The following is a 15,510-nucleotide window of genomic DNA, read 5'->3' as shown; positions in this document are numbered from 1 at the left end:
ACCCACTGGACTGCCAATGAGGCAAATTATGCGATAAAGTTAGACTCCGCGTGACCGAGCTGCTTAAAACAGGCTTTCTTTCCTGTCTTGCGTTGATCAGCCCCAAATCACCGCATTGGCGTATCGAGTAATCGTTGCTAGGGTCTTCCACATTGGTTTCAATAGCGGCTTTTTAAAAGCCGCCGCCTGCATGCTCTCTAGGTAGTTCATGATGCGCCATCGAACCCCTCTGGGTGTCTGGAGCTTTGGGATCCAGCGTAGGCTCCTCCTTGTGCCTGCTGCAGTGACGCTCTGATCAGCCACCAACGTCTGGGGCGACGTCAAAGCTTTTGGGCTCTAGTCTTCTTATTCGCTAGCAGTGCCCAGCACATTGGCTTGAGTGTTGCCGCTTGCTGTGCTTTTTCTTGCGTACTTTGTCTAGCCGCTTAGTTAAGGTCTGCACTAAATTGAATCAGTCGATTATTACCTCGGCCTAGTAAAGGTACTGGGTCACTCCGATGAGGAAGACTGGCGACCTTTCTTAGGCTACCCCAACCACATGTTCGTATCTCCGCGATGAATTGATAGGGGCGCTGATGGCCTTGATGGCGTGCTTGTCGCAGCCTGGGTCGGCAAAACTACTGGCTTCTGCTTGCGCTGCATTTCGAGGAATACCTTAATGTAGCAATGACCGCGCGGCATATCTGTTTAAGTCAACAATTACCACGTTGAACAGATTCTGTTCCCGCACATGCCGCGCATGAAGTAATGCACGATGCGCTATAGCCGTTTGACGCAAAGCTTCAACTGGGGGGAGGCACCTCTTTAAAAAGTGGCATGGTCGTTTGCTCAAACAGCAGGGTGAAGTCTTTGTTTGTTCCAGTTCAAGGGACGAATTCCATGCACAACGTCGAAGAACCTATATTTGATTGTCCATGCTGGGTAGGCCTAAGTTAAATGATTTGCTTTTAAGTTATTCTGAATAAACGATGTTAATCGATTGATTAGTTAAGTTTTAATTTTCAATGGAGTATTGATGGTCGTTGATCAGGAATCCTGAGATTTTGATCCGCGCGGAGGTTTTAGCCCGTAAGTTTGCAGGCGACGTACGACGCTGGACTGGCTAATGCCCAAACGTTTAGCGATGGCGTAGGTGCTAGGGAGTTTGCGGCTGAGCGCATCGAGTGTTTCGCATTCGAGTCGAGATAAGTACTGCTTAAGGGTTTCATGAGGCTCTAGTGCTGCAGTAATAGGAAGGGAGGGGCCCTGCAAGCTTTTATCGTAACTATTTGCCGCGTGGGAATGAAACACAGGCACTTCGATCTGATCGGTGGGGCTTGAGAGCCAGGCTCTTTCTAACCAGTTTTCCAGTTCGCGAACATTGCCTGGCCACTCGCTACCCATCAGTGTCGACCACACTCGCGTATCGAGAATTTTTTGTCGTCCATAGCGTTGATTAAGCCGTCCCAGGCAGGCTTCTACTAGTACGGGGATATCTTCACGGCGATCCCGCAGCGGCGGTAGCGTCACCGGGATAACGTTGAGCCGATAGTACAAATCTAGACGAAACAGCCCGGCTTCTAACTGCTTGGCTAAATCCTGATTGGTAGCCACCACCAAACGGAAATCGACGCGTCGAGTGCGAGTGTCACCCAAGCGGGTCAGGCTGCCATCTTGAATCACTTTGAGCAGTTTGGTTTGCATCAGCAGCGGCAGCTCACCAATCTCATCTAAAAACAGCGTGCCGCCTTCGGCTTGCTCTAATAATCCCGCCTTGCCCTGGCGCGCCGCGCCGCTAAACGCGCCGGGCTGATAGCCAAACATCTCAGATTCAAATAGGTTCTCTGGAATCGCTGCACAGTTAACTTCAATAAAGGGGCCGTCGCAGCGCTGGCTCCAGCGATGTAGCTGCTTAGCAAACGCCGTCTTACCCACGCCGGATTCACCCAGCATCAACACATTGGCATCCGAAGGTGCCACGCGCTTAAGCAGCAAGGCAATTTCGCGCATTATGCTACTGCGCACTTGTAAGTTATCCAGCGCATCATCCAGCGCTTGCTCTTCGGCATCCGGCGCTGCTTGGCTGCGCTTAAGGTGTTCGTTGAAGCGTTTTTGGAGTAGGGCATATTCGTCTTGCAGCAACTGGAGGTCAGTTAAATCCCGCGAGCGACTGATAATGCGTTCCAGTTTGCCATTCACGAACACCGGATAGGCTTCTGCAATGACGCGGCGGCCTGTACCTGTGACTTGCATCAATTGCGCGGGCCGACGGGTACGTATGACGTCCATTGTGATTGAGGGCTTCAATACCCCAGCCGCCTGAAGCTGTTGAACGCTGCTGGAAAGCAGCTCTTCACGTGACATTCCATAAACCGCTTCGGCCCCTGGGCTGACATCCACGATTTGCCCATTCCCACTGACGATAAAGAAGTGGTCATTGGCAATTTCTACGATGGTTTGCAGTACGTGCTTGTCTATTTCACTCATTCCGTTTCTCTCACGCCATCTCTCTTATGGCAGACAGCTTTGCACAAATGATTCATAAATGAATGATCAATTCATTTATGAATCATTCTGTGTGCGATTGATTCATTTTTGCATCGTTAGTCCGTTAATTCTACCAGTATATCGCTATCGTAGGGTTGGCACGTTCTGTGCACATTTAAGAGCATCATCAGAAGATATTAAGAGTGCGCTGGCCACTTCGATTTAGCCCCTATCAGCGCCATAACAACGCCAAGGAGATAACGATGTCGGAGTCTAATCAGCCTTTGGGCGGCAACTCCATGCCGCGCTTTGCAGGTCCTGCTACGATGATGCGCCTGCCTACGCAAGAGACCGCCCAAGGGCTGGATGCCGCCTTTATTGGCATTCCCATGGATATCGGTACCTCAAACCGCCCCGGCACGCGCCTCGGCCCGCGGCAGATTCGCGATGAGTCGCGCATGCTGCGCCCCTACAATATGGCGACCCGCGCCGCTCCCTTTGAAAGCTTACAAGTGGCCGATATCGGCGATGTACCGATCAATACCTTCCACCTGCCAAAAAGCGTCGACATCATCACGGCCTTCTATGACAAGGTGTTAAAGCATGACTGTATTCCACTGACGCTAGGCGGCGAGCACACGCTGACGCTGCCGATTTTGCGCGCGATGGCAAAAAAACACGGTCCGGTGGGGTTGATCCATATCGATGCCCACGCCGATGTGAATGAGCATATGTTTGGCGAGCCGATTGCCCACGGTACGCCGTTTCGTCGTGCCCAGGAGGAGGGTCTGCTGGCCCACAACAAGGTTGTACAAATCGGCCTGCGCGGGACCGGTTACTCCCCTGAGGATTTCGACTGGTGCCGCGAGCAGGGATTTCGTGTGGTGCAGGCTGAGGAGTGCTGGCATCGCTCACTGGCACCGCTGATGGCCGAAGTGCGCGAAAAGATGGGCGATATTCCGGTGTATATCAGCTTTGATATTGATGGACTGGACCCCTCGGTCGCGCCCGGTACTGGCACGGTGGAAATGGGCGGCCTGACCTCTGCCCAAGGGCTCGAGATTGTTCGCGGCGCGGCGGGGTTGAACATTGTCGGCGGTGACTTGGTTGAAGTATCGCCGCCCTATGATCCCAGCGGCAACACCGCGCTAATGGGCGCCACGCTGCTGTACGAGATGCTCTGCGTCCTGCCGGGCGTGAAGCGCGGCGACTAAGTCACTGTTAAAAAATTTAGGTTCAAAAAAGCGTTGATCTAACAAAGCGCTAGTAAAAAAGACATATGGCAGGAAGAACTCCTTCCTGCCACGACGCCGCCAGCCCACCTCGAATAGTCACTTCCAATGGGTGAATCCTATGTCTTATAGCAACGTTAAAACGGAACAGCCGAGCCCGTCGACACCGATACCTCCCGCACACTTACTGAAATTTCTGATTCCCTCCATCATTGGGGTATTGCTGTTTTTGGTTCCCTTCCAGATCGGTGATTCTATTAATATTGGCATGGGTATTATGGCGGATGGCTTACAAACCCTGCTTGGGGGAGCGCTACCCGCTATCGCGATGGTTGTGCTTTGCCTGTCGGTGGTAGTGACGCTATACGTCAAAGTAGCCCAACCGACCTGGGCACAAAGTGGCCCCTTTCACGATATGTTCGATGTGGGCGCAATTTGGATAGCGATGCGCGTGTTAGGCGCCATTTTTGTCATCATGACCTTTTTTCAGTTCGGCCCTGAGTTTGTCACCGCTTCATTTACCGGTGGTGTCATGCTCAATGATTTGGCGCCGGTGCTACTGACATTTTTCTTCTTTGCTGCAGTGTTGCTGCCGTTTTTGGTCGAATTCGGTTTTATGGAGTTTATCGGCACCATGGTACGCAAGCCGTTCCGGTTTATCTTTAATCTGCCGGGTCGCAGTGCTATCGATGCCACAGCTTCATGGATGGGATCGGGTACGGTAGGCGTGCTGATTACCGCCCAGCAGTACGAACAAGGCTATTACAATGGCCGTGAAGCTTCGGTGATTGCGACCAACTTTTCAGTCGCCTCCATCGCTTTCAGTCTGTTAGTGATCAACTTCATTGACCTTAACCACCTCTTTGTACAGTTCTACTTAACGGTGGTGGTATCAGGCTTAATCGCCGCGGTTATCGTCTCGCGGATTCCACCGCTGTCGCGTAAATCCGATGACTACTATGAGCCGGTTGGCTGTCAGTTGAGCGAAGAGCGTACTGAAAATGTCGGCCTATTCCGCTACAGCCTGTTGCAGGCCACCCGCCGTGCAGGCAGTGCGCCAGGGCCTCGAAAGTTAGCCCGTTTAGCGCTACTCAACGTGATTGATATCTTCCTAACGCTGTTACCGCTGGTATTTGCCATCGGCACTGTGGCGCTGATTTTGGCCGAGTTTACCCCGCTGTTTACCTGGCTCTCTTACCCCATGATTCCGGTGCTGGAACTGTTGCGTATCCCTGAGGCGCAAGCGGCTGCGCCTGCTACGCTAGTGGGCTTTGCCGATATGTTCCTGCCTGCGGTGCTGGCGACCAATATCGAAAGCGAGCTGACTCGCTTTGTCATTGCCTGTCTCTCCATGACACAGCTGGTTTACATGTCGGAAATCGGTGCGCTGCTGCTCAAGTCGAAGATTCCCATCAAGTTCTGGGAGCTGGCGGTGGTGTTCTTACTGCGTACTGCGATTACACTGCCGATCATCGCCTTTATGGCCCATACGTTTTTCTTCTAAGGGGCTATTTATGAAGGATAGACAGACCATGACCTGCGCCGAATTGCTGATCTGCCTGCTGCGCGATACCTATGGCGTACGCGCGCTGTTCGGTATTCCCGGCGTACACACCGTGGAGCTCTACCGAGGGCTTGAGAACAGCGATGTTCAGCACATCACCCCACGCCATGAGCAGGGCGCGGGGTTTATGGCCGACGGCTATGCACGGGCTAGCGGCCAGCCAGGTGTCTGCCTGATTATCACCGGGCCAGGGATGACCAATATCGCCACCGCCATGGGCCAAGCCCTGGCGGACTCGATTCCCATGCTGGTGATCTCCAGCGTTAACCGCCGCGATACTCTGGGCTTGGGCCAGGGGCGGCTGCACGAGCTGCCCAGCCAGCAGCAGATGATCAGCGGCGTGGCACGCTTTAGCCACACGCTGCTGGATGCCAACACGCTGCCGGAAGTGCTGGCCCGCGCGTTTGCCATCTTCAAGGGTGCGCGCCCAGGCCCGGTGCATATTGAAATCCCTATTGATCTATTCAATGCGCAGGTCAAGGTGCCAGTGAGTTGGCAGGCGCCTACGCTGTATAGAGCAGCGCCCGATCCAGAAGGGATTGCTGAGGCCGCTCGCTTATTAAAAGCAGCGAAGCAGCCCTTGGTGCTATTAGGCGGTGGCTGTGTCTCCGCGCCAGAGGCAGCGCGAGCATTAGTAGAAAAGCTTGATGCGCCAACGGTGACCACTATTAACGCCAAAGGGCTGCTAGGCCGCGACCATCCGCTGGATTTGGGCGCTAACGCCGCGCTACCCGCTGTACGTGAACTCGCGGCCAACGCCGATGTGATTTTGGCGGTAGGCACTGAGCTGGGTGAGACCGATTACGACGTGGTGTTTGACGACGGTTTTCATCTCCATGGCACGCTGATACGTATCGATCTCGATCCTGAACAGCTGGTGCGCAATCAGCGTACGACGCTTGGCTTAGTCGGCGACGCTGGGCGTAGCCTTGAGCTGCTGCTTGAACACTTTACTGCCCCCTTGCAGCGCAATGGCGTTGAACGAACGACCGCGGCGTTAAGCGCGCTCAATTTGCTAGACGATCCTGCGTTTGCCGACTTCGTGCCACTTTATAAAACCCTAGCCTACTATCTCCCCGAAGCAATTCTGGTGGGCGATTCCACCGCCCCGGTATATGCCGGTAATCATTTAGTGAGTCAGTCAGCGCCACGGCGTTATTTCAATGCTTCAACGGGTTACGGCACTTTGGGCTATGGGTTGCCAGCGGCGCTGGGCGCGCAGCTTGCGCGACCGGATCTACCCGTGGTGGCGCTAGTGGGTGATGGTGGGATGATGTTTACGCTTTCTGAACTAGCCACGGCGGTAGAAGAGCGCCTGCCAGTGGTGATTGTGCTGTGGCACAACGCAGGCTATGAAGAGATTCGCCGCTATATGGATGCTCATGGCGTGGCGCGCTTGGGTGTAGATATTCAAGCGCCTAACTTCCTCACCCTGGCTGAAGGTTTCGGCTGCCCTGGCATGCTAGTGGAAAGCCCCGCTGAGCTTGCCAAGGCGCTTGCTAACCGCGTACCCACCGGGCCTTTACTGATCGAAATTGACGCCGCTGCCTGGCAGCGTGCGTGTGCATTTTCTGACTAGGATATTTCCATGCAGTCACTCAGCGAGCAGTTAATTAATAATCTGTTTATCAATAAGCAATTTATCAATAACCAGTGGGTCGCATCTTCGGGAACTCGACTGCTCGACGTGATGAACCCTTTTAGCGAAGAGCGCATTGCTCAAGTGACGGCGGGGGATGCGGCAGATGTAAACGCCGCGGTAAACGCCGCCCAGCAGGCGCAGCCCGCTTGGCAAGCGCTGGGCGGTGCCGCTCGGTCACGCTATTTGGATGGGCTTGCGGATGGTTTGGAAAGTCGTCGGGAGGCACTTATTACCCTGTCAGCGACGAATAATGGTAAGCCACTAGCAGAAGCAGGGATTGATCTAGACGATGCTATTGCCTGCTACCGCTACTACGCGAAACAGGCCAAAGCGCTGGATGCTCGCCAAGGCGAGCTGGTTAGCGTCGAGATGGAAGGTGTTGAGGCGCGTACGTATCACGACCCCGTTGGCGTCGTGGGGCTGATTACCCCGTGGAATTTCCCGTTAGTCACTAGCGCCTGGAAACTGGCACCCGCCTTAGCGGCCGGTTGTACGGTGGTGCTTAAACCCTCTGAAGTGACACCAATGCCAGAACAGGTGCTGGCCGAGATCGCCCTGGAAATTAAGCTGCCCGCTGGGGTGCTGAACCTTCTAAATGGCGATGGTGAGGGCATCGGCGCGCCGCTGACCAATCACCCTGGCGTGGATAAAATCTCCTTCACCGGTAGTAATCGTGTCGGTGAAGCGGTGATGCAAGCCGCTGCCGCACGCACTGCCAGCGTATCGCTTGAACTCGGCGGGAAATCACCGATTTTGGTGATGGAAGACGCCGACCCTGCCCAAGCCGCCGACTGGGTGATGGCCGGTATCTACTTCAATGCCGGGCAAATATGCTCTGCCACTTCACGGTTATTGGTGCATGAAGAGGTAGCGGAAGCACTCTATGCCGCCCTCGCCGAGCGTATGGATGCGCTTACGCTGGGCGACCCACTAGCAGAAGGCACCGACTTAGGGCCACTAACCAGTACCAAACAGCGCGATGCGGTACAGCGTTATTTGGACATTGCTGAACAGGAAGGTCTTACAGCAGTGCGGGATGTGCAACACCGCACTCTGCCAGAGAAAGGCTACTTTTTAGCACCAACGCTTTACCGCGACGTACCGGTAGAGAGCCGCCTATGGCAGGAAGAGATTTTTGGCCCGGTGCTCTGCGGTCGCAGTGTGGCAAGCGAAGCCGAAGCTATTCAGCTTGCCAACGACAGTGCCTATGGCTTGGCAGCCACGGTCATTAGCGGCGACCCAGAGCGGGCCAAGCGCATTGGCCGTCAGCTCAAAGCCGGCAGCATTTGGTACAACAGCGAGCAGTTAGTGCTACCCGAAACCGCCTGGGGCGGCTTCAAGCGTAGTGGGATTGGTCGTGAACTCGGCCCCTGGGGGTTAAGCGCTTATTTGGAAGTGAAGCACGTGATAGGGCCGAGTTAGCGCCTGGGTAAGGCTAGCGCTCAGGCATCGCATAACGCCGCGTCGATTTCCCGGCTTTTACCACCTGCCCCGGCACATCGTGGCCGATAAGGTCGGGGAGGGTGGCGGCGACCTCAAGCAGCGCATCTAAATCTACCCCGGTATCCACGCCCATGGCCTCAAACATATGTACTAAATCTTCGGTGCATACATTGCCACTGGCGCCGGGAGCGAAGGGGCAGCCGCCCAGCCCACCTAATGAAGCATCAAAGCGGGTAATGCCCGCTTGCCAGGCCGCCAGTGCGTTAGCCAGGCCCATGCCGCGAGTGTCGTGAAAGTGCAGTGTGAACGGCGTTTCTGGCCAGCGCTCAAGCACGGCTTCACACAGGTGTTTTACCTGGGAGGGGTTGGCCATGCCGGTGGTGTCGCAGAGTGTGATGCCCTGAATGCCAAGGCCGATAAGCTTTTCAACGAGTTCCAGTACCTGCGCTTCGGGCACCTCGCCTTCAAAGGGGCAGCCAAAAGTGGTGGAGAGCGAGGCGTTGATAAACACGCCGCTTCCTTGTGTCACTTCTAGGATTGCCGCGAATTGCTCAAGGGATTGCTCCGGCGTCATTCGCAGGTTGGCCAAGCCATGGCTATTGCTGGCGGACATAACCAAGTTGATCTCATCCACTTGACAGGCAAGCGCACGTTCGGTGCCTTTTACGTTGGGTACTAGCACTGTGACATCGACCCCTTCCTGACGCTGAATGCCAGTCACTACATCGGCGGCATCACGCAGGTTGGGGATCGCTTTTGGCGAGGTAAACGACGTTACCTCTATTCGCCGCAAACCGGTGGTGGAGAGCGCGTCAATCCAGCGGATTTTCTCTTCTGTGGGTACAAACCGCGCCTCAATCTGCAGGCCGTCCCGAGGGGCAACTTCGTTAATCTCGATCTTGGTGGGGCAAGGTGTTATCAAATTCATAAATAAAGCTCTCTAGATGATGCCCGCTTGGCGCAGCTTGGCGCGGGTTTCGTGATCAATACCCAGTTCATCCAACACGTCGTCGGTATGCTGGCCAAGGGTGGGGCCGCCGTCGCCGATTCGCCCTGGAGTAGCGCTAAGTTTTGGCAGTACGCCGGGTACTTTTAGCGCTTTGCCATTAGGGCGGGTAAAGGTTTGAATCATCTCCCGCGCCAAATAGTGGGGATCAAAGGCGATATCTTCGGCAGTGTAGGGATAGCCTGCGGGCACGCGGGCCTCATCCAGCGCCTGTAAAATGGCATCCCGTGGGCGCTCTGCGGTCCATGTTTGAATTGCGGCATCAATCATTTCGGCTTGCTGGCTACGCCCATCGTTATGGGCCAGGGCCGGGTCGTTGGCTAAATCTTCACGGCCAATCACGCCCATTAAGCGCTTAAAGATGCTGTCGCCGTTACCGGCAATCAGCACATAATCGCCGCCCTGGCAGCGGTAAGCGTTGGAAGGAGTGATGCCGGGCAGGGCGCTGCCGCTCGGTTCGCGCACTTGGCCGCTGGCATCGAACTCCGGTAGCAGGCTCTCCATCATCGCAAAGACGGACTCATACAGCGCAACATCGATCTCTTGGCCCAGGCCGCTGCGGTTACGCTCCTGAAGTGCTAACAGCGTGCCGATAACGGCGTAGAGCGCGGAAAGCGAATCACCAATACTCACGCCAACGCGCACTGAAGGTTCTCCCGGCTGGCCGGTGAGGTAACGCAGCCCACCCATGGCTTCCCCAATCACGCCAAAACCGGGCTTGTCGCGGTAAGGGCCAGTTTGCCCGTAGCCGGAAATATGCACCATGATCAGCCGTGGATTGAGTGTGGAGAGTGCTTCCCAGCCAAGCCCCCAGTTATCTAGCGTACCGGGGCGAAAGTTCTCCACCACCACGTCTGCTTCGGCGGCGAGCTTGCGTACCAGCTTTTGGCCCTCTTCGCTGCGTAAATCCAGCGCCACCGAGCGCTTGTTGCGGGTTTGCACATGCCACCAGAGCGAGGTGCCCTCTTCTAACATTCGCCATTTGCGAAGTGGGTCGCCGGTTCCGGGAGGCTCGATTTTGATTACGTCGGCACCAAATTCACCCAGCAGTTTGGTAGCGAAGGGGCCCGCAATCAGTTGGCCAAGCTCGAGCACTTTTAAGCCCTGTAGCGGAAGCTGGCGCGCTTCGTGAGCATTCATTAAGGCTTTCCTCTACTTATCGTTATCATCATTAATCGTCAGCATGCGTGAGCTGTTCAAGGCCGACAATTAGGCAATCGGTAACAAAGGGTTCGTGACCTACGAAGGTTGGTGCTAGCATCATCAAGCTGTCTCTTAGGAGTTTTTTCATGCGCCGCTTCGATTTTGTCACCCTCAAACTGTTCATCTCCGTAGCAGATGAAGGCCGCCTAACGGCTGCCGCTGAGCGCGAACACCTGGCACTCGCTGCGGTGAGTAAGCGGATTAGCGACTTGGAAGCACTGGTAGGCACCACGCTGCTTTACCGTCGCCCTCGTGGCGTAGAGTTAACACCTGCCGGGCAGGCCTTTTTGCACCATGCCCGGCGTATTATGGATAACATCGAGCGGCTGCATGCCGAACTCAGCGAGTACGGCGAGGGCGTGCGCGGCCATGTGCGTATTCACTCCAATACCTCGGCGATCATTGCCTTTCTGCCTCAGGATCTCAGCGCTTTCTCTCGCCTCTACCCCGAAATCAAAATTGACCTTCAAGAGCGCGTTAGCAGCGAAATCATTGCCGCCGTACGCGATGGGTTAACCGATATCGGCATTTTCGCCGGCCATGTGGCGGCACCTGATCTTCAGCAACTCTCTTATCGCCATGACCGATTAGTGCTAATGACGCCCATTGATCACCCCTTGGCTGAGCGAGAAAGCATCGCCTTCAATGAAGCGCTGTCCTTCGATTTTATTGGCTTACAGCAGGATGCCTCATTGCAATCACTGTTGAATGAACAGGCCAACCTGGCAGGCAAAGCGCTGCGAATGCGAATTCAGGTGCGCAGCTTTGACGCTATTTGCCGCATGATCCACCACGGTATGGGCGTTGGGGTACTGCCTGAGCAAACTATTTATCGCGACCTGGGTGATTTGCAGCTAAAGAGCATCCCGCTTAGCGACCCCTGGGCTCAGCGCGAATTGGTCATTGGTATGCGCCGCTATGCCTCACTGCACGTCACCGCTCGGCACTTGGTTGACCATCTTATCGAAGGCCAGCCCCAGATCAGTCCCGCAGTATCGTAGGTGCTGACCACTGCTGACAAAGCGGCATAACTTCCAAACGGGTGATATTGACGTGGGGCGGTAGCGAGGCGACATGTAGCGCCTGCTCGGCAATATCTTCTGGCTGTAGCGGTTGGGCGCCTTCGTAATAGTTATCGGCGGCGTTGCTGTCGCCTTTCATGCGAATCAGGGTAAAGTCGCTGGCGGTCATCCCGGGCGCTAAATCGGTAACCCTTACCCCTTGAGGGCCGACATCACAACGCAGGTTATAGCTAAACTGCTCTACAAACGCTTTGGTAGCGCCGTAAACATGTCCACCAGGGTAGGGCGTATGGGCGGCGATAGAACCCAAGTTGATCACGGTTGCCCCAGGCCCAGCGGCGATCAGTTTAGGAAGCAGGTGGCGAGTGACGGTCACTAACCCTTTCACATTGGTATCGATCATGCGGTACCAGTCATCTAAGTCGGCGCTTTGCGCCGGGCCTTTACCCAACGCTAGCCCCGCATTATTGATTAGGGTATGCACGTGCTGAAAGCGTTCAGGCAGTGCCGCCACTACGTTGGCCACGGCCTGAGGGTCGCTTACGTCCAACTGAGCAGTGTACACAGGCACGTGCTTTTCAAGGGTGGCTTGAAGTGTATCCAGTCTTTCTAAGCGGCGGCCAGTCAGTACTAACGCCCAGCCAGCCTGGGCAAAACGGTGGGCGCAGGCAAGACCAATGCCCGAGGTGGCGCCGGTAATGAAGGCGACGGGTGCGGCTTCGTGCATGGTGAAAGCTCCTAAGATAAATTGTTATTGGAAAGCAGCCTGATGGCCTATTGAGAGAGCTAACAGCGGTGGTTAGATATTCATCTTTGGTCGTATGGGGACGAATGGCTACTTAAAATAGCGCGCTATAGCGGCGTTTCTAGCCATCGTATTTCACGAAGCCTGCCTTCTTGAACGTCGATTTGAGCCCCTTGGCGGCTTGTTTCAAGATCGGATAAGCGCTACTTGAAGAGTTACCAGAACCACACCCAATAACGACAACCGTAGAGAGTGATCCCATGCGGAAACAACTGCTTGCCACGCTGGCTACCCTCGGCATGCTAACGGCGGCCCCCTTCGCCTTAGCTAACCCTATCGAAATTCAAGTGAACAACACCATGAGTGAAGGCGGCTCTGAGAGCGCCGCAGTGGAGCGTTTTGCGGAATATTTAGAAGAGCAAGCACCCGGCCGCTTCAATGTGCGCCCCTTCCTGGCGGGGTCGCTGGGCGGTGAAGACGCCATACTGGAACTGCTCAACCTGGGTCAGACCCAGCTCTCCATTACCGGCGGTAACTGGCGGCAGCAGTACGCGCCTGAGTATGACGCGATTACCGTGCCATTTGTTTTCACTACCTGGGAAGAAGTTGACGCCTATATGGAAAGTCCTTCTGGTCAGGCACTGGTAGAGCAAGCGGAAAGCCAAGGCGGCCTGAAGTACTTTGGCACTCAGCACCGCGGCCCGCGCCATATGACGGCCAATAAAGCCATCGAAACGCCGGCAGACCTACAGGGCTTCCGTATGCGCCTGCCCTCCCTGCCGATATGGCTGGAAGTGTGGCAAGAGATTGGCGCACAGGTGGTGAACGTGCCCGCGCCAGAAATTTATCTGGCGATGCAAACCCGCCAGGTAGATGGTCACGAAAACTCGCTCTCTTCGCCTTACACCCGCCGCCTTTGGGAAGTGCAGGATCATATTATTATGACCAGCCACGTACAGTTCCCGTGGAACTGGGTAGCAAGCTCACGCTGGTGGGAAGGGCTTGATGCAGAAGACCAGGCGGTGATTGAGGAAGCCATTCATGTCGCCCGTCAACATGGCTCTGATCGTGAACGCGAGTTGGACGAGTACTATTTAGAAGAGCTTGAAAAAGAAGGCATGACCATTATCGAGCCTGATATTGAAGCCTTCCGCGAAGCAGCGTTACCGGCGATTGACCGGGTGATGGCCGAAATGGCCGACGGTGTCCGCGAAGATGCGCTGGGCAGCCAGAGCCAATAACACGCGTTTGGAAAATTTTGCGACGGCCCAACGGGCCGTCTCAGTTTTTAATAACAAATAAGCTTTCATAACAGTTAAAAAAAGATGTCAGGGTAAAGGAGTTCTGCTGTGGAAGACGCTGTAGCACCCAGTAAGGGGCCAGATCGAATCGCTTTCTATGCGCTGCGTGGCGTCACCCGCCTTTGTGACGGGGTCGGCGTGGCATTAATGGTGGCCATTCTATTACTGCTCGTGGCGGCGGTTATTGCCCGCGACTTGCTGGGGCTAGGCATGCCCTGGACCGAAGAGGTGGCGTCTATGCTGGCCATCTACGCCATTGGTTTTGGCTCAATATCGGCCTGGGTGCGCAGTGAACATCTGGTGGTGGATCTGTTCAGCCACAAGCTGTCTGGGCTGGGTAAAAACATCCAATATCGAATCACTGCACTGATTTCCTGTGGTTTTTTTGCGCTCGCTGCCTGGGGCGCGTGGATTATGTCGGATATGAGCGCCAACAATAAAACGGTCTCTCTCAGTATTAGTTTCAGTTACCTCTACTACGGCGTCTTCTTCAGCTTTGCGGGTATGGCGCTGATTGCGGTGTGGCAAACCCTGCGCGGCCCCGTGGCTTGGTTGGAAGCGCCTCGGGAAGAGGAGTTGGTTAAACCATGATAGAACTACTCATTTTTGTCGGCGGGCTACTAGTACTAATGGCCATTGGTCTGCCTGTGGTGGTGGCCATTGGCGTCACCTCGTTTATTGCCCTGGCGGTCACCGGTGCTGGTGGGCTACCGGTAGAGTTACTACCGCTGCGCATGGTGCAAACGCTCAATAACTTCACACTACTGGCGATTCCGTTGTTTATTCTGGCCGCCAATGTCATGAATGTTGGCTCCACTACCACACGGATTTTTGATTTTGCGACGGCGTTGGTTGGCTTTACCAAGGGCGGCCTTGGTCACGCTAATGTGGTGGCCAGTTCGATCTTTGCCACCATGTCGGGTACCGCCGTAGCTGATGCCGCCGGGCTGGGCAGTATTGAAATCAAGGCCATGAAAGAGCGTGGCTATGCGCTGGATTACTCCACTGGTATCACCGCCGCTTCCAGCGTTATCGGGCCGATTTTGCCTCCCAGTATCGCACTAGTGGTGTACGGTTGGCTGGCGAATGTGAGCATTGGTGGGCTGTTTATGGCCGGGATATTGCCTGGTCTTTTGATGGCGCTGCTACTGATCGGGATGACGGTACTGCTTGGCGCCACCGGCAAGGTAGTCATGCCTAAGCCCACACCCTTTGATGCCTGTGAAGTGGTGCGCACAGGGAAACGCGCTATTTTGCCGTTAATGATGCCGGCGATTATTGTCGGTGGCATTTGGGGTGGCTTCTTCACACCCACAGAAGCGGGAGCGATTGCGTCGCTCTACGCGGTAATTCTAGGCGGGCTGATCTACCGTGATCTGAACTGGCGGGATCTGTTTAACGCCTTTCGCCGCACCCTAATGTTCAGTGCAGTGATACTGTTGATTATTGCGGTTTCCAGCTTTTATGGCTGGATACTCGTGCGCATGGGAATTCCCCAGGCATTGGCGGGGCAGGTGGCCAGCATTGATATGCCCATGTTTGCACTACTGCTCTGCTTTGCGCTGTTCTTCCTGCTGATCGGCTGCTTTATGTCGGTGATTGAAAGCATCCTGATTTTCACCCCGATTGTGGTGCCGGCGGCCCTAAGCGCTGGGTTAGACCCGGTTCACTTCGGTATCGTGATGGTGATTACGCTGTCCGTAGGGGTCATTACACCGCCGTTTGGCACGGTGCTATTCTTAATGGTTGGGATCACGCGATTACGCTACGGTCAGGTAGTTAGGGCAATACTGCCTTTCTTGCTACCGATTATTGCCACCATTTTGCTATTGATCGCCGTACCAGGGCTAGCCACTTGGCTGCCGCGGGTGATGGGATACTAATAA

General features: G+C 55.0%; 12 protein-coding genes. 8 read left to right on the top strand and 4 right to left on the bottom strand.

Annotation, left to right across the window (positions count from 1 at the left end):
• Nucleotides 1–1,026: 1,026 nt before the first annotated feature.
• Entirely contained in the window at nucleotides 1,027–2,466 is a 1,440-nt protein-coding gene (locus tag ACQKE4_RS00220; RefSeq protein WP_427386372.1) for a sigma-54 interaction domain-containing protein, read from the bottom strand.
• 263 nt (nucleotides 2,467–2,729) lie between these two features.
• Between ACQKE4_RS00220 and speB the strand changes: the two genes are divergently transcribed.
• From speB to ACQKE4_RS00200, 4 genes are all read left to right on the top strand, one after another.
• Nucleotides 2,730–3,680 (top strand): agmatinase, encoded by a 951-nt coding sequence (gene speB / locus ACQKE4_RS00215; RefSeq protein WP_427386371.1) that lies wholly within the window; start codon nucleotides 2,730–2,732, stop codon nucleotides 3,678–3,680.
• A 139-nt stretch (nucleotides 3,681–3,819) separates the two neighbouring features.
• Nucleotides 3,820–5,202, top strand: a complete 1,383-nt coding sequence (locus ACQKE4_RS00210) for a YjiH family protein (protein ID WP_427386370.1) — start codon at nucleotides 3,820–3,822, stop codon at nucleotides 5,200–5,202.
• 10 nt (nucleotides 5,203–5,212) lie between these two features.
• Nucleotides 5,213–6,841, top strand: coding sequence for a 5-guanidino-2-oxopentanoate decarboxylase (locus ACQKE4_RS00205; RefSeq protein WP_427386369.1), 1,629 nt, complete (start codon nucleotides 5,213–5,215; stop codon nucleotides 6,839–6,841).
• A 9-nt stretch (nucleotides 6,842–6,850) separates the two neighbouring features.
• Nucleotides 6,851–8,326 carry an aldehyde dehydrogenase family protein gene (locus ACQKE4_RS00200; protein WP_427386368.1) on the top strand — a complete coding sequence of 492 codons (1,476 nt, stop codon included), beginning with the start codon at nucleotides 6,851–6,853 and terminating at the stop codon, nucleotides 8,324–8,326.
• 13 nt (nucleotides 8,327–8,339) lie between these two features.
• On the opposite strand, the gene ACQKE4_RS00195 is transcribed toward ACQKE4_RS00200, so the two are convergent.
• The gene (locus tag ACQKE4_RS00195) at nucleotides 8,340–9,275 is read right to left on the bottom strand and encodes a hydroxymethylglutaryl-CoA lyase (RefSeq protein WP_427386367.1); all 936 of its coding nucleotides are present in this window, start codon (nucleotides 9,273–9,275) and stop codon (nucleotides 8,340–8,342) included.
• Nucleotides 9,276–9,287: 12 nt separating this feature from the next.
• The gene (locus tag ACQKE4_RS00190; RefSeq protein WP_427386366.1) at nucleotides 9,288–10,493 is read right to left on the bottom strand and encodes a CaiB/BaiF CoA transferase family protein; all 1,206 of its coding nucleotides are present in this window, start codon (nucleotides 10,491–10,493) and stop codon (nucleotides 9,288–9,290) included.
• Nucleotides 10,494–10,642: 149 nt separating this feature from the next.
• Between ACQKE4_RS00190 and ACQKE4_RS00185 the strand changes: the two genes are divergently transcribed.
• On the top strand, nucleotides 10,643–11,557 hold the full coding sequence (locus tag ACQKE4_RS00185; protein WP_427386365.1) for a LysR family transcriptional regulator: 915 nt from the start codon (nucleotides 10,643–10,645) through the stop codon (nucleotides 11,555–11,557).
• On the opposite strand, the gene ACQKE4_RS00180 is transcribed toward ACQKE4_RS00185, so the two are convergent.
• Nucleotides 11,538–12,305 (bottom strand): SDR family NAD(P)-dependent oxidoreductase, encoded by a 768-nt coding sequence (locus ACQKE4_RS00180; RefSeq protein WP_427386364.1) that lies wholly within the window; start codon nucleotides 12,303–12,305, stop codon nucleotides 11,538–11,540. The genes ACQKE4_RS00185 and ACQKE4_RS00180 overlap by 20 nt on opposite strands.
• A 278-nt stretch (nucleotides 12,306–12,583) precedes the next feature.
• Here ACQKE4_RS00180 and ACQKE4_RS00175 point away from each other — a divergent pair, with 278 nt between their 5' ends.
• From ACQKE4_RS00175 to ACQKE4_RS00165, 3 genes are all read left to right on the top strand, one after another.
• The gene (locus tag ACQKE4_RS00175; RefSeq protein ID WP_427386363.1) at nucleotides 12,584–13,564 is read left to right on the top strand and encodes a TRAP transporter substrate-binding protein; all 981 of its coding nucleotides are present in this window, start codon (nucleotides 12,584–12,586) and stop codon (nucleotides 13,562–13,564) included.
• A gap of 108 nt (nucleotides 13,565–13,672) precedes the next feature.
• Nucleotides 13,673–14,215 carry a TRAP transporter small permease gene (locus tag ACQKE4_RS00170; RefSeq protein WP_427386362.1) on the top strand — a complete coding sequence of 181 codons (543 nt, stop codon included), beginning with the start codon at nucleotides 13,673–13,675 and terminating at the stop codon, nucleotides 14,213–14,215.
• Nucleotides 14,212–15,507: a TRAP transporter large permease gene (locus ACQKE4_RS00165; protein WP_427386361.1), complete on the top strand. Its 1,296-nt coding sequence runs from the start codon at nucleotides 14,212–14,214 to the stop codon at nucleotides 15,505–15,507. Before ACQKE4_RS00170 ends, ACQKE4_RS00165 begins: the two co-directional genes overlap by 4 nt.
• Nucleotides 15,508–15,510: the final 3 nt, after the last annotated feature.

Origin of the sequence: Halomonas sp. NPDC076908, from assembly GCF_050269715.1 — a bacterium.
Classification (GTDB): domain Bacteria; phylum Pseudomonadota; class Gammaproteobacteria; order Pseudomonadales; family Halomonadaceae; genus Vreelandella.
Note: the sequence above shows the minus strand (reverse complement) of the source record. Positions and strands in the feature narration are given on the sequence as shown.